The sequence below is a fragment of the Rhodococcus sp. FW305-130 genome, assembly GCF_058788335.1.
Map to the genome: position 1 here is coordinate 356931 of NZ_JBYTAP010000003.1, position 13529 is coordinate 370459.

The following is a 13529-nucleotide window of genomic DNA, read 5'->3' on the forward strand; positions in this document are numbered from 1 at the left end:
TGTGTGTAGTGAGTCTGTCCACGGCTCAGACCCCCATTCCCGGGATCTGGGGCACGAGGCCCCACAGCGCGAAAGTCATCAGTACGTCGAGGATTCCGATCGCGAGGATCGCAGTCCGAAGCGCGCGCCCGGCAGCCTGCCCGACGCCGGCCGGACCACCGGAGGCATAGTAGCCGTACGCGCAGTGAACCAGCGCGACAACAGCGGCGAACACCACGGCCTTGAGGCCCGAGTACAGGAGATCCTGCGGCGAGATCGCCAGATGGAAGAAGTAGTCGTAAGTACCTGCCGATGCACCGTTGAAGAACACGACGACCAGTCGGGTCGACAGGTAACTGGCGAGCAGCCCGATCATGTAGATCGGGATGACGCAGATCATGGCAGCGATCACCCGCGTACCCGCGAGGAAGGGGATGGATCTGATCGCCATCGAGTCGAGGGCGTCGATCTCGTCCGAGATGCGCATAGCCCCGATCTGGGCAGTGAAACCCGTTCCGACCTTGGCAGCCAACGCGATAGCGACGACAACAGGGGCAAGCTCACGGGTGTTCGCGACCGCAGACAGCATGCCCGAGAGCGAGGTCATCCCGACGAGTTCGAGGCCCCGGTGAGTCTCGACGCCCAACATCATTGCCGCGGCGAGCGACATCGCGAAGACGATCCCGATGGTGCCGCCGCCGGACAGCAAGGAGCTCGTGCCGAAGCTGACCTCGCTGATCTGACCGAGTACGTGCTTGCGGTACTTGGTGAGCGCAAAAGGGATCGATGCGATGGTGCGGACGTAGAAAGTGACGTGCTGACCGAGGGAGACGAGGCCGTCACCTGCGGTTCGCAGGGGTCTGCTCGCTTGACGGGCTCGAACACGGAGATCGACGAGCGACATCAGAATTCACCGACTGCCGGGACGATTACGGTGTACAACGCGGACAACACTGTGTTCACGATGAAGACGAGCGCGAACGCAATGACGACGGCCTCGTTGACTGCGTCGGCAACGCCGCGGGGGCCGCCTTTTGCATGGAGACCTTTGAAAGTGGCCACCAAAGTCGAAGCGAGGCCGAAGATCGCGGCTTTCACCAAAGCCATGACGAAGTCGGACGATCGACCGTATTGGCTGAACGTTGCCATGAACGTTCCGGCCGGAAGATGCTGCACGTAGATGTGGTACAGATAGCACGCGATCACTCCGCCGAAGGTCACCATCGAGCACAGTGCGAGGGAGACAATCACTGCCGCAACCAATCTCGGAGCTACCAGGCGTTCGATCACATCGATGCCCATCACTTCCATGGCATCGATCTCTTCGCGAATCTTTCGCGAACCAAGATCGGTGCAGATCGCCGACCCGGCAACACCGGCCATCATCAACGCGCACACCAGTGCTGCGGCCTGTCCGACGATGATGAATGCCACGACGGCGCCCGAGTAGCCACCGGCACCGATGCGGCCGGCCAGTTCGCCGACCGACACCGCGATGAAGACACCGATCGGAATCATGAGGAGCAGCGACGGACCAGTGCTGACGCGACCGATGAAGAGCGTCTGAGTGACCGTCTCGTGCAACGAGAGTCGCCTGCGGAGGATTGCCGTGAACAGGCCGAACAGTGCCTGCACCGAGAATCCGATCAGATAGCCCCCCTGCAACGCTACGTCTCGCACCGGGCCTTTCGGGGCTGGTAGCTCGTACGTCATCTAATTGAATTCCTTTGCAGATCAACATGGTTCAGCACGAAAGTCGAACTGTTCGGACGCTGGCGGTCGAGCGAACTGCTTGTGAAGCATCTCACACATATATGTGACGTGGCAAGCATTATGTGAACGAAAATTCTCGGGTGAGTTTTCGGTGTAACTGCGACGGTCAGCGCGTTGACGTGGCAATATGAGTTCTGTCGGGTGGTGTCCTCGGCTTAAGTTCATCGAAATTCCGGAAGCCGTCGTCCGATGTCCCGATCGGGGAGGGAGGGGCCGCTTCGAGCGGTGACCCTACCCCTGGTTTCGACCACAGGGCAAGGCTTTGTTAACGAGAATTCTCTCGAGCTTCAGCATCGATGGTCGGGGCGATGCAGTTGATGGCAACCTAAAGTTAGGGCAGCTAGCAGCGTATATAGAACGTGGATACAGTGGAATCTCGAAAGTTTCCGATGGCGCGCAGCGATTATGATTATGCTCATTCGCAAAAGGATCGGTTTGGTGTCTGGTGGGGCTGAGAGAGGGGGTGCGCGAGTGAGCCCGAGACAGCAGTCTGTCGATGCGCAGACAGTTGACGAACAGACCTCGCGTGTAATCCTTCGAGCGGCGGGATCGGAGTCGGTCAAGCGACGTCCGAAGGACCGCAAGGCGAAGATCGCCGCTGCGGCTGCAATTGCGTTCAGCGAACGGGGATATCCTGCCGTAGGCGTCGAGGATATTGCGTCGTCCGTCGGTATTTCGGGTTCGGCACTCTATCGGCATTTTCCGAACAAGTATGCGATGTTCCGCCACGCGGCACTGGAATTGACCGACGCGCTCGAGAGTGCACTCGATGCGGTCTCCGTCGCCGCCGATGCAACTGACCGGGAGCGCCTACGCGAGGATTTGCTCGCTGTGATCCGAACGACGGTGCGTAATCGGCGCACAGCCGGGATCTACCGGTGGGAGAGTCGGTTTCTCGACGCTGCCGATCGGAAATCGGTCCGAGCTCAGGCAGCTGCTGTCAATCACCGAGTTGCACTGCATCTTTCACGCTCCGAACCGCCGGCGAGTGCTCGTGCCGAAACCATCCTCACCTCAGCGATGTTCAGCGTGATCGGCAGCATCACCGCTCACAATCTGATACTGCCCCAACGTCGGATGGAGCAAGTTCTTCTCGACGCTTGTCTGTCGATCGAACACGGTGGGAGTGCAATTACATCGCGGCGGTCGGAGCAAACTGTGTCGACGCGACCGGTGACGACGAACAAGCGTGAACGTCTGCTACAGGAAGCCGTGCGGCTCTTCGATTCTCGCGGTTACCACGACGTCAGTATCGAAGAGATCGCAGCCGCTGCGGGTTTGAACGCTTCCGGGATGTACCGCTACTTTCCGAGCAAAGCGGAACTTCTCGGGGCGGTGTTCTATCGAGCGGCGGACCGTCTGGACCTTGCGACGGCAGCAGTATTCGAGTCTGCGACGTCGCCGGAGGAAGCGCTGCGCGCACTGTCGGCGATGTACGTGGAGTTGTCGTTTGCACAACATGAATTGATGTCGGTCTATTTTTCCGAGATGAACAACCTTCTGCCGGGACATCGAAGCGATCTGAAGAATCGCCAGAAGCTGTACGTGGTCGAGTGGGCGCGGATACTTCGCGAAATTCGTCCGGACCTTTCGGCGATAGAGGCGAAGTTCCTGGTTCACGCTGCTTTGAACCTCGTCCCCGACATCGGACGCTTGATGAAGTTCGATGTTGCAGCAGAAAACGCCTCCACACTTCAGACGTTCATGTCAGCAGTTCTCTTCGGCCGCCCGGCTCCGGCGCCCTGAACTTCTCGCCGCCCTGAACTTCTCGCCGCCCTGAAACTTGTCGGACGGCGTGCGTAGTGTGGTCGGCTATGAGCGAAGTCGTGTCTCTGGCAGCTGCCCGCCGAATAGCGCTCGCCGCTCAAGGGTTCGGCAAATCACACCCGGCAACGGTGACGCGGCGCAATCTGGTCAGCGTGATGGACCGGCTGCAGGTCTTGCAGATCGACTCGGTCAACGTTTTCGAACGCAGCCACTACCTGCCCGTTTATGCGCGACTGGGCGCCTACGACAAGTCCAGGCTTGATCAGCTGACCTTCTCCCCGGAGTCGGGGTACCTCGAATACTGGGGACACGAAGCGACGTTCCTGCCGGTGGACATGTGGCCACTCTTTCGTTGGCGCATGGACCAGTTTCGTGACAAAGCTTTGAGCGACAAGAACGGATGGGCGTCTGATCGGCGCGACTTCCTCGACTGGTTGCGCAACGAACTGCGTGCAAACGGTCCGATGGCGGCGAGCGAAGTCGAGCATGAAGCGAATACACGCCGCGGCCCGTGGTGGGGGTGGTCGGACGTGAAAGTCGGGCTGGAGACTCTGTTCCGATGGGGCGAAGTGGTATCGGCGGGTCGCGCAGGATTCGAACGTCGATACGGCCTTGCCGAACACATGCTCGCGCCCGAGATCCTCGATGCGAGGATCGATCGATCGGACGCGATCCGTGAGCTGGTGCTGCGTGGTGTGAAGGCCCACGGACTCGGTACGCTCGACGATATCGCCGACTACTTTCGGCTGCCGAGCGCTGAGGCACGAATTGCCTTGCGTGAGCTCGAAGACGCCGGCAATGTACGCAGTGTTTCCGTCGAGGGCTGGGAGCGTCGTGGCAAGCCTCGCGAGGTATGGATTGATCCACAGGCAAAGCGTCCAAGGTCGATCCGAACCGAGGCTCTGTTGTCGCCCTTCGATCCGGTAGTGTGGGCGCGCGATCGAGCGTTGCGGCTCTTCGACTTTCACTACCGGATCGAGATCTATACTCCCGCACACAAGCGGGTTCACGGCTACTATGTGCTCCCCGTGTTGATCGACGACAATATCTGCGCGCGAGTCGATCTCAAGAACGACCGACAGAGCCGTCGGCTACTCGTGCGCGCTGCTTGGGCCGAGCCCACCGCCGATGCCGACACTGCACCGCGTCTGGCTGAGCTCCTTCGTAGAACCGCAATGTGGCAAGGCTGCGACACCGTAGTCGTGGAGAACAATGGAACATTGGCATCAGAGCTGGCCGCTGTGATGGCCGGCGACGAGGTGGATGCGGTGGGCGCGCGCTAGGTCAATCTGGAACGGTGAGTCTCCCGTCGACTGCAGCTCGGTTGATGGAATCTCTTAATGCCGAACAAGTTCCGGTGCGAATTTTCGGCGACGCCTTGTCTTCGCGATACTCCGAACACACGTTGTGCGGATCCGATCGCCATTGAGTCGAGGTATGGTGCCAGCTGTTCTTCTCGACGAGGACATATGTTCCACACCTCTCGCAGTCCACTGGTTCCATGGTCACTGCGCTGCTCCTGCACGGCGTGCGAGGTTGTCTGCAACCTCCTGTTTCCACACCTCGATGGGTTTGCTTGTGTCCATCTCGAATTCGAAGCGATCGATCATCTCGGGCGTGACGTCGGCGACGTCGACGTAGAACTGTTCGTACCACCGCCTCAGTTGGTAGACCGGACCGTCCTCGGTGCAGAGTAGTGGGTTGTCGATGCGGGTCTTGTTCTTCCAGATCTCGATGTCCTGCTCGAATCCGACGCCGATGTAACCGATCATCGCGTCAACGGTTTGGTCCGCTATCCCGGCGGGAAGTTCCTCGGTCTTCTTGACGGTGATGCCGTACATCAGGACAAACTTGTTCGGGCTGACCGGATAGTGGCAGTTGATCAAAACCGAATCCACCTTGAACGTTTCGTACTGGTACACCAGATCGTCGATCATGAACGACGGTCCGTGATAGGCGGCCACCGAGAAGTTCGAGACCAACTTCGGCACGTCGGGATCCGTCCAGGTCACGATGTCGTCGCGGTTGATACCGCTCTGCTCCTGGATGGCGACATGCCCCTCGAAGACGTTCTTGAAGTAAGTGGGAAACGAAAAGTGCACGTAGAAGAAGTGCGCCATGTCCACGACGTTGTCGACGATTTCTCGACAGTTGGTGTCGATGACGATTGACTTCCATACCCAATCGGTCCATTCGTGGTCCGGAGTCTTGATTATCGGTATGGCGACTTCGGCCGGAGGCGGATTGCCTTCGGGGTCGTGCCAGACGAAGAGCAGTCCGTCTTGTTCGAGGGTGGTCCAGGCGCGGGTTTTGGCAAGCGGTGGAACGCGGCGTGCATAGGGGATCGCGGTGCATTTGCCGTTGCCGCCCCAACGCCAGTCGTGGAAGGGGCAGGCGACTGAATCGCCCTTGACCGTGCCCTGACTGAGGTCGCCGCCCATGTGACGGCAGTAGGCATCGAGGACCTTCAATTCGCCCTGGCTGTCGGCAAATACGACAAGCTTGGTGCCGAAGGCCTCGATCGGATGTGGGTTCCCGTCGTGGAAATCCGTTGCAAGTCCGAGGCAGTGCCATCCGCGGGCAAAACGTTCGGGAGCAGCGCCCTCGTCGATCATGCGGATCTCGTCGACTTCGCCGAGGTCCGTTGTGGTCGTCACGTCTGTAGTCAACTCGTCGTCCTTTGTTCAGTGATCTGTGTTGGCCACTGTGGTGAGGAGTTGGTCCAGGTTCAACGGGGGTAACCGGTGATCGGTATAGCTGCAGGTGGAGTGGCCAGGCAGGTTTGTCTCCCGCACGGTGGGAAACACCCTGGCGGTTCGTCCGGTGAAGGCCCAGATTTGCAGTCAGCAGAGCACGCCCAGCGCTGTCCTCTCGACGGGCGGATCACCGAAACGGAGACGCCATGTCGGTCGGACCGATCACAGAAGAGCCCATCCCTATGTCAACCCTCGACAGGTTGGCGATGGTGGTGGATTGCTTTCGTGACACGCCGCGGTTGACGCTGGGCGAGGTGGCCCGTCGAACCGGGATTCCGCGATCGTCCGTGCACAGGATGCTTCTGAAGCTAGTGAGGATGGATTGGCTTCGCAGAGAAGGCCTCGAGTACGAAATCGGCGACAAACTCGGCGATCTTGGGGCAATCTCGTTGTATCGAAACAAGTTCGAGAGGGTGGTGGTGCCGTTGTTGTACAACCTGCACCTCGTCACCAATCAGGCCGTACATCTCGGGGTCCTCGAGGGAAGCAACGTGCGATACCTTCAGAAGATCGGCAGCCAGGCGATACCTGACCTTCAGACAGGCGTTGGCTCTCGCATCCCGGCGCGATCCTCGGCAATCGGCAAGGCACTCTTGGCAGCGGGCCGCCGTTCGACGGTCGCGCAACATTCCGCAATAGCCAACCATCGGTACGGCGTCGTATTCGGTACGTGTACTTCGGGTCTCGGCTGCATCGGTGTGAGGGTGGGTGCGCTGGGCGAAGCGGAAGTCGGTCTGTCGATCAGCGGCCCACTCGTTCGAGGCAAGATCGACGATCGACACGTTGCACCGGTACAGATGGCCGCGGTGGCAATCTCCCAGTATTTCGAGGTGCCGGGTGGTCGTCACCAGCAGACCGGTTAGCTCGGCAATGCGCAGAGTGCGCCTCCTCCGACTCCGCGTAAAGCGCAGTGGGGGAGACGCACTCGGATGAATCTGCGTCAGCGAAGAGCCGCAAGCGCGTCGATACGCTTGGCCGCGTCCTCCATGATGTTCTCGATCAGTTCCTTGCAGCTGGGCAGATCGTTGATCATTCCGACAACCTGACCCGAGGCAAGCACGCCGGCTTCCGTATTGCCCTCGACCAGACCGGCCTTGAGCAACATCGGGGTATTCGCCGCCATGATGATTTGCATCAGCGTGCGGTCACCCGAGCGCTTCATCGCGAGGCCGTCCTTGGCGAGCGTCGACCACTTCATACCTGTCATTGCCTTGAACTTGGTGGCGTTCTTGGCAGCAGCGATCAAACCGGTTGCATAGCTGGAACCTTCGAGGCTGTTGACCAGGTCGGTGTTGAGCACACGATGAGGCATGCCGTCGACCTTGCGTGAGACCGTCGTATCCGTCAGTCCTCGCTTGAGGTATTCCTGCTTGACGGAGTCCGGCACCGAAGAGTCACTGGTGAGCAAGAAACGCGTCCCCATGGCGACACCGGCAGCGCCGTACGCCAACGCTGCGGCCAGCCCGCGGCCGTCGAAGAATCCGCCACCGGCGATGACCGGAATATCGACCGCGTCGAGAACCGAGGGGAGAAGCAATGTCGTTGCCACACCGCCGGTGTGACCACCACCTTCGCCGCCCTGGACGATGACGGCGTCCGCGCCCCAAGATGCAACCTTGACCGCATGCTTCGCGGCACCGATCGACGGTACGACGACGATGCCGTGGTCCTTGAGCTTGGCGATCAGTTCCTTCTTGGGAGCCAAGGCAAACGACGCGACCTTGACGCCCTCACGGATCAGCAGGTCCGCGCGCTGCGGCGCGTCGGTGGCGTCGGCACGCATGTTGACGCCGAACGGCTTGTCCGTGAGCTGCTTCGTCTTCTTGATCGCGTGCTCGAGCTCGTCGTAGGTCATCGTGGCCGAAGCCAGGATGCCGAGACCGCCCGCGTTGGCCGTCGCCGACGTCAGCGCGGGCCCGGAAACCCAGCCCATGCCTGTCTGCACGATCGGGTACTCGACACCGACCAGTTCGGTCAGTGCTGTCTTCAGAGTGGGGGTCATGCCGAGACCTCACGGTCCCGGAGGTTGCGCGGATCGAGGGTCTCGCGAATGAGGTGGAGTTCTTCGGCGGTGGGGTCACGGGTGATACCGGCCTCAGCGAGTCCGGCTACCTCGAACGAGGTGTTCTCGGCTACCTCTTCGGCGGTGACGCCGGGATGGAGGCTCAACGCGCGGAAGGTGTTTCCCGGTCCACCGAAGTCGAAGACGCCGAGGTTGGTGACAACGCGGGGGATGTTCAGGTACTTGTATGCCGGGTTCTCGGGATCGATCTGGTCGTAGCCGACACCGCACACCACGTCGACCTTGTCGACGAACACTCGCTTGGAGTGCTTGGGGACGAAGTAGCTCGTCGCGTGGTTGATGGTGTTACCCGGGGCGCCGCGCACACCGAACATCTGACGCGTCGGCTGCTGAAGCGGGCCGAAGGCGGAGAGGTTCTGGTTGCCGTGGCGATCGAGCTGATTGGCGCCCATGACTACGTGGCGACGGCCCGAAGCGACGACGTCGAACACCTTGCGGAAAGGCATCCATCCTTCGATGGGACCCTTCGTTCCGACGGCCGGAGTGTCCTCGAGGATGAGGGCTTCACCATCGGTGATCAGCAGGTCGGGTTCGGTGGTGAGCCGAGCCAGGCGAGCGCCGATGGTGGACGACGTCGACATCGGGCTGGCCATGATTTCGCCTGCACCGGAGAAGATTTCAGCGCACGCGAGAACAACGTACTCTGCGCGGGTGACGGTGGATTCGCTCATTTTGCCTGCTCCCCTGCCTTTGATGAATCGGCAAACTTCTTTACTGCGGCTTGGTAGTCCTCTTCGCTGCCGGAGAGGAAGGTGTCGACGAACGTCTGCCACGACTCGGGGGTCTTGGCGGCCTCGGCGTAGTGACGCTGGAACTTCTCGTCGCGGCCGTAGCTTTCGCCGGCCAACGTGAAGTGGGCACCGTTCGGGGCCTCGACGACGGCGTCGACCATCATGCGGTTGAGCAGAAGATTCTGCAGTGGAACGGATTTGACCAGTTCCTCGGTCTCGACAATGCGTTCGACGGAGACGTAACGCTTTTCGGCGGCCATGCAGTACAGGTCGTCGAAGTACGGGTCGACACCGTTGTACGCGGCATTGCCGTGCTTGTCACCGAGATTGAGGTGAACGAACGACGCATCGAGGTTGAGTGCAGGCATCGCGATCAAGGTCTCGGAACGGCCGTCGGCCTCGGGGTACGGGGAGGTGACGGTCTTGAGTTCGTCGCCCCAGAAGTTGCGAACGTCCGAACCCAGGCCCGCGCGGATCGGGAGGAAAGGGAGGCGAGCGGCAGCGGCTTCGAGGCCGCACTTGACCATTCCCTCGTCCATCTCGCGGACTTCGATCTCACCGGCGGTGCGCGCCTTGGCAAACCACGGATCGTAGAACGGTGCGGAGTCCAGGGACACGAAACCGTAGTACGCCTTCTTGACCTTGCCGGCCGAGCACAGCAGCCCGAGATCCGGTCCGCCGTAAGTGACCACGGTCAGGTCCTTGATGTCCGAACGCAGAATCGCACGCACGAAGGCCATCGGCTTGCGGCGAGATCCCCAGCCGCCCAAGCCGATCGTCATTCCGCTGCGGAGCTCGCCGACTACCTCGTCGAGCGACTTCGTCTTGTCACGCTTGCTAGCCATGTTTGTCTCAGCCTTCCTTCTGGGTTGCGTTCTCGCGCGGCTTGCCGGTGGCGACGAACTCGTCGCGGTGTTCGTCGGACACACCGAGGAGGTTGAGTTCGAAGGTGTAGCCCTGCTCGAGGCGGTAGCTGCCCTTGACGTCGACCGGGTCGATGCCGTTGATGGCTTCCTTGGCGCACCGGATGATGCGGGTGTCCTTCGCGGCGATCTTCGCGGCGATCTCGCGAGCGCACTCGTCGAGCTTCTCGCGCGGGACCACGTCGTAGACGCTGCCGAACTGTTTGAGTGTGTGGGCGTCGACGCTCTGTGCGGTGTAGTAGAGCGTGCGCATCATGTGTTGCGGCACCAGACGTGAGAGGTGCGTGGCAGCGCCGAGTGCGCCGCGGTCGACCTCGGGGAGGGAGAAGATCGCGTCGTCGGAAGCGACGATCACGTCCGCGTTGCCGACCAGTCCGATGCCACCGCCGACACAGAATCCGTTGACGGCCACGACGACGGGTACAGCGCAGTCGTAGACGGCTGCGAAGGCCGCGGCGCAACCGCGGTTGGCGGCGACCAGTGCGTCGAATCCCTCGGTCGCCTGCATCTCCTTGATGTCGACGCCGGCGTTGAATCCGCGTCCCTCGGCTCGCAGGATCACCACGTGAGTGTTGAGATCCTTGCCCGCGTCGAGGATGGCGTCGGCAAGCTCGAACCATCCCTTGGACGGGATTGCATTGACCGGCGCGTAGTCGATGGTGACCGTGGTGATACCGGTTCCGTCGGAGGAGGTGCTGATGCCCATATCGGGATTCCTTACGTCTGTGTACCAAACCAAGCGATTGCTTGGTAAGTTAGCACACAAGCGGAGCCGACAAGCCCGAGCAGAGTGCATTAGGAGACAAATATGAGTGGATTGGTCGACGGACGCGTAGTCATCATCACCGGGGCTGGTCGCGGGATCGGGCGTGCGCATGCATTGGCGTTTGCTGCCGAGGGCGCCAAGGTCGTCGTCAACGACATCGGTGCGGGTGCCGACGGTTCCGAGACCGGTGAGAGTCCGGCCGAGCAGGTTGTCGCGGAGATCATCGCCGCCGGTGGCCAAGCAGTGGTCAACGGAGACGACGTCGCCGACTGGGCGGGCGCCGAGAATCTGATCAAGACCGCGATCGACACCTTCGGTGGCCTGGACGTACTCGTGAACAACGCGGGCTTCCTGCGGGACCGCATGCTGGTCGGCATGAGCGAAGGCGAATGGGACGCGGTGATTCGCGTGCACCTCAAGGGGCACTTCGCGCCGCTGCGTCACGCTGCTGCCTACTGGCGCGCTGAGGCCAAGGCGGGCAAGACCGTCGACGCACGCATCATCAACACCAGTTCGGGTGCAGGACTGCAAGGTTCGATCGGCCAGGGTAACTACGCTGCCGCGAAGGCCGGTATCGCCGAGATGACCATCCAGGCCGCAGCCGAGCTCAAGAATTACGGCGTCAGTGTCAACGCGATCGCGCCTGCTGCGCGCACGCGCATGACCGTCGGCGCGGGTGGGGCGATGGCCGAGTCGATGGCAGCTCCCGAAGAGGGCTTCGATGCCATGGCGCCCGAGAACATCTCGCCGCTGGTCGTCTGGCTCGGTAGCGCCGAGTCCAAGGACGTCACGGGGCGGGTGTTCGAGGTCGAGGGCGGAAAGATCACCGTCGCGGAGGGCTGGCGTCACGGCCCGAGCGAGGACAAGGGTGACCGTTGGGACCCGAAGGAGATCGGGCCCGTCGTGGCAACGCTGTTGGAGAAGGCGGAGATTCCGACGCCGGTGTACGGGGCGTAGGGCCTCCGGCCCCGTGAGTGGTTAAGGAGTGCAGGGACTCCTTAACCACTCACAGGTGGTGTGCCGCCTACGCAGGCGCCCGAACCACCAACACGGTGCCGGGGAACTCTGCGGCGAGCTCGCGCCGCGAATGCTTCACGCAGGCTGTGCCGTAGCCCTTCTTGCGAGATTCCGGCGCGATCCAGATCGCCACGTTGACCTCTTGGCCGTCGAGTTCGCCGAATACCAGGCCGACGCTCTTCGAGCCGTCACCGGAGACGTCCTCGGCGACGAACCAGGCAGCGGTCTCGTCGTCGATCCGGCCGAGGCCACCGACGCGCTCAGCTTCGATCCGATCCTCGCTCCACGGCTTGCCGTCTTCGCCGAGCTGCTCGCCCGAACGAATCGTGAACAGCGACTTGTCTTCTGCGCTGTCGCTGAACGGACGCAGGGTGAAGTTCTGCCCGCTGCTCGCGGGACGATCGAGCGTCGTCCATTCGAGAGTGGCGTCGAGATTCTCCAGCTCGCCCTGGATGCGATCGCGCGCAGCCTTGGTGAGCGCACTGAACTTGAGGCTCAGAACTGCTTCGGCATTTGCTTCCGACGTGCCGAGCAGTTCCGCGACGGTGGTCAGTGCCTCCTGGTGGTCCTTGCTGTCGACCACTGCGTCCAGCACCTCGTGGCGACGCTCCAGCGCACGCACGAGGGCTGAGGTGATCTCGCGTCGGTCCAGGATTTGATCTTGAATGTGCGTCGTCATATATGCGACTCCTTGCTGTGTTCGAGGCTCTGTCGAAACGCCGTGCGGACCGTACGAGTCAATAGTGCTCCAACTCGCTCGTTATGGCACGTGTTCAGCCTCCGGTGCGGCGAACGAGCCTTTCGTAGCGCTGGCGGGCAGCTTGAGTGCTGCCGAGCCCGAGTCCGAAGGCAATATCTTGCCAGGTCATGCCCCGTTCGCGGGCAATTCCGAGGAACAGCGCTTCCAGCTGTTCCATTTCGGCTCGGGCCTTGGGAATCAGAGTCAACGCAGCCATGACATCGGCGTCGTCGACCTCGGGTTCGTTCGCCTGCGGTGTGTCGGTGCCGCCGGCAAGACGAGCCACGACGCGCACCGCGCCGTAGGGCTCGAGCATCTCCGGATGAGATTGCCGCGCGCGCTGGCTTTGGGTCGCGCCGTGGCGCTCGCTGATCCGAAAGAGTCCGGCGTACTCGCGATGTGCGCGTTCGCGGCCGGAATCGATCGGTCTGAACTGGTCATCGGTCATGAACCCAGGCTGGCACGAACCCGGGCCGATGTAAACGTTTTGTTGTAAACAGTCCGTTTATTTCTTCAGCGGCTCGCACACGATGACGGGAATGACCCGGTCGGTCCAGGCCTGATAGTTGTCGAAATCCGGATACATCGCCGTCAACATCGGCCACAGCCGAGCGCGCTCGTCCTCGGTGGAGACGCGGGCTTTCATCGATCGGATCCGAGACTTGATCTGCACCGTCACCACCGGGTCCGCCTTGATGTTGAGGTACCACATCGGGTTCTTCGGAAGACCTCCTTGCGACGCCACCAGAATCACGTTCTCGCCGTCCTCGAGGAACAGCAACGGACTGATCCGCTCCTCGCCGGATTTGCGACCGGTGGTGGTGAGCAGGCAGATCGGCAGCCCGCGTGGGAACGCGCTGCCGACCCGCCACTTGCTACCCAGCCGCCCGTCGGTGGCGCGATACATGGCGACGTTTGCCTTCGACATCCACTTGATGATCTTGACCGTCGCCGGAGCGTCGAGTCCCTTGGGTTTAGCTGGGGGAGTAGTCATC

General features: G+C 61.5%; 14 protein-coding genes. 4 read left to right on the forward strand and 10 right to left on the reverse strand.

All coding sequences use genetic code 11. The features are described from left to right. Positions 1-25: 25 nt before the first annotated feature. Positions 26-883 (reverse strand): MlaE family ABC transporter permease, encoded by an 858-nt coding sequence (locus AC3WQS_RS11700; RefSeq protein ID WP_029254503.1) that lies wholly within the window; start codon positions 881-883, stop codon positions 26-28. Then, positions 883-1692: an MlaE family ABC transporter permease gene (locus AC3WQS_RS11705; RefSeq protein WP_019746964.1), complete on the reverse strand. Its 810-nt coding sequence runs from the start codon at positions 1690-1692 to the stop codon at positions 883-885. Before AC3WQS_RS11705 ends, AC3WQS_RS11700 begins: the two co-directional genes overlap by 1 nt. A gap of 531 nt (positions 1693-2223) precedes the next feature. Between AC3WQS_RS11705 and AC3WQS_RS11710 the strand changes: the two genes are divergently transcribed. Both AC3WQS_RS11710 and AC3WQS_RS11715 read left to right on the forward strand, forming a co-directional pair. Further along, positions 2224-3498, forward strand: coding sequence for a TetR/AcrR family transcriptional regulator (locus tag AC3WQS_RS11710; protein ID WP_020906292.1), 1275 nt, complete (start codon positions 2224-2226; stop codon positions 3496-3498). 68 nt (positions 3499-3566) lie between these two features. Beyond that, a complete protein-coding gene (locus tag AC3WQS_RS11715) occupies positions 3567-4802 on the forward strand; it encodes a winged helix-turn-helix domain-containing protein (protein ID WP_492712743.1) in 1236 nt (411 codons plus the stop codon). 222 nt (positions 4803-5024) lie between these two features. Here the strand turns inward: AC3WQS_RS11715 and AC3WQS_RS11720 are convergent, their stop codons facing one another. Then, a complete protein-coding gene (locus AC3WQS_RS11720; protein ID WP_047889546.1) occupies positions 5025-6134 on the reverse strand; it encodes a 3-ketosteroid-9-alpha-monooxygenase, oxygenase component in 1110 nt (369 codons plus the stop codon). Positions 6135-6457: 323 nt separating this feature from the next. On the opposite strand from AC3WQS_RS11720, the gene AC3WQS_RS11725 reads away from it, so the two are divergent. Then, positions 6458-7138, forward strand: a complete 681-nt coding sequence (locus tag AC3WQS_RS11725) for an IclR family transcriptional regulator (RefSeq protein WP_223257971.1) — start codon at positions 6458-6460, stop codon at positions 7136-7138. A gap of 77 nt (positions 7139-7215) precedes the next feature. Here AC3WQS_RS11725 and AC3WQS_RS11730 read toward each other — a convergent pair whose 3' ends face one another. Genes AC3WQS_RS11730 through echA20 form a run of 4 tightly spaced genes read right to left on the reverse strand, consistent with a single transcriptional unit; the run spans position 7216 to position 10718 of the window. Next, a complete protein-coding gene (locus tag AC3WQS_RS11730) occupies positions 7216-8277 on the reverse strand; it encodes an NAD(P)H-dependent flavin oxidoreductase (RefSeq protein ID WP_019746967.1) in 1062 nt (353 codons plus the stop codon). Further along, entirely contained in the window at positions 8274-9029 is a 756-nt protein-coding gene (locus tag AC3WQS_RS11735; protein ID WP_019746968.1) for a CoA-transferase subunit beta, read from the reverse strand. The genes AC3WQS_RS11730 and AC3WQS_RS11735 overlap by 4 nt, the downstream gene beginning before the upstream one ends. After that, entirely contained in the window at positions 9026-9934 is a 909-nt protein-coding gene (gene ipdA, locus AC3WQS_RS11740; RefSeq protein ID WP_019746969.1) for a cholesterol ring-cleaving hydrolase subunit IpdA, read from the reverse strand. Before ipdA ends, AC3WQS_RS11735 begins: the two co-directional genes overlap by 4 nt. 7 nt (positions 9935-9941) lie before the next feature. Beyond that, the gene (gene echA20 / locus AC3WQS_RS11745) at positions 9942-10718 is read right to left on the reverse strand and encodes a (7aS)-7a-methyl-1,5-dioxo-2,3,5,6,7,7a-hexahydro-1H-indene-carboxyl-CoA hydrolase (RefSeq protein WP_003945611.1); all 777 of its coding nucleotides are present in this window, start codon (positions 10716-10718) and stop codon (positions 9942-9944) included. Positions 10719-10820: 102 nt separating this feature from the next. Here echA20 and AC3WQS_RS11750 point away from each other — a divergent pair, with 102 nt between their 5' ends. After that, on the forward strand, positions 10821-11735 hold the full coding sequence (locus AC3WQS_RS11750) for an SDR family oxidoreductase (RefSeq protein WP_020906294.1): 915 nt from the start codon (positions 10821-10823) through the stop codon (positions 11733-11735). Between the two features lie 67 nt (positions 11736-11802). Here AC3WQS_RS11750 and AC3WQS_RS11755 read toward each other — a convergent pair whose 3' ends face one another. The 3 genes from AC3WQS_RS11755 to AC3WQS_RS11765 form a co-directional block, all read right to left on the reverse strand. Further along, positions 11803-12474 carry a GNAT family N-acetyltransferase gene (locus AC3WQS_RS11755; RefSeq protein WP_019746972.1) on the reverse strand — a complete coding sequence of 224 codons (672 nt, stop codon included), beginning with the start codon at positions 12472-12474 and terminating at the stop codon, positions 11803-11805. Positions 12475-12568: 94 nt separating this feature from the next. Next, on the reverse strand, positions 12569-12982 hold the full coding sequence (locus tag AC3WQS_RS11760; protein WP_019746973.1) for a hypothetical protein: 414 nt from the start codon (positions 12980-12982) through the stop codon (positions 12569-12571). Positions 12983-13039: 57 nt separating this feature from the next. Then, positions 13040-13528 carry a nitroreductase family deazaflavin-dependent oxidoreductase gene (locus AC3WQS_RS11765; RefSeq protein ID WP_030534715.1) on the reverse strand — a complete coding sequence of 163 codons (489 nt, stop codon included), beginning with the start codon at positions 13526-13528 and terminating at the stop codon, positions 13040-13042. Position 13529 lies beyond the last annotated feature (1 nt).

What these genes read in the sequence shown, in the direction of transcription:
- AC3WQS_RS11700 (WP_029254503.1), bottom strand. Translation starts at nt 883, where the DNA reads ATGTCGCTCGTCGATCTCCGTGTTCGAGCCCGTCAAGCGAGCAGACCC.
- AC3WQS_RS11705 (WP_019746964.1), bottom strand. Translation starts at nt 1,692, where the DNA reads ATGACGTACGAGCTACCAGCCCCGAAAGGCCCGGTGCGAGACGTAGCG.
- AC3WQS_RS11715 (WP_492712743.1), top strand. Translation starts at nt 3,567, where the DNA reads ATGAGCGAAGTCGTGTCTCTGGCAGCTGCCCGCCGAATAGCGCTCGCC.
- AC3WQS_RS11720 (WP_047889546.1), bottom strand. Translation starts at nt 6,134, where the DNA reads ATGATCGACGAGGGCGCTGCTCCCGAACGTTTTGCCCGCGGATGGCAC.
- AC3WQS_RS11725 (WP_223257971.1), top strand. Translation starts at nt 6,458, where the DNA reads ATGTCAACCCTCGACAGGTTGGCGATGGTGGTGGATTGCTTTCGTGAC.
- AC3WQS_RS11730 (WP_019746967.1), bottom strand. Translation starts at nt 8,277, where the DNA reads ATGACCCCCACTCTGAAGACAGCACTGACCGAACTGGTCGGTGTCGAG.
- AC3WQS_RS11735 (WP_019746968.1), bottom strand. Translation starts at nt 9,029, where the DNA reads ATGAGCGAATCCACCGTCACCCGCGCAGAGTACGTTGTTCTCGCGTGC.
- ipdA (WP_019746969.1), bottom strand. Translation starts at nt 9,934, where the DNA reads ATGGCTAGCAAGCGTGACAAGACGAAGTCGCTCGACGAGGTAGTCGGC.
- echA20 (WP_003945611.1), bottom strand. Translation starts at nt 10,718, where the DNA reads ATGGGCATCAGCACCTCCTCCGACGGAACCGGTATCACCACGGTCACC.
- AC3WQS_RS11750 (WP_020906294.1), top strand. Translation starts at nt 10,821, where the DNA reads ATGAGTGGATTGGTCGACGGACGCGTAGTCATCATCACCGGGGCTGGT.
- AC3WQS_RS11755 (WP_019746972.1), bottom strand. Translation starts at nt 12,474, where the DNA reads ATGACGACGCACATTCAAGATCAAATCCTGGACCGACGCGAGATCACC.
- AC3WQS_RS11760 (WP_019746973.1), bottom strand. Translation starts at nt 12,982, where the DNA reads ATGACCGATGACCAGTTCAGACCGATCGATTCCGGCCGCGAACGCGCA.
- AC3WQS_RS11765 (WP_030534715.1), bottom strand. Translation starts at nt 13,528, where the DNA reads ATGACTACTCCCCCAGCTAAACCCAAGGGACTCGACGCTCCGGCGACG.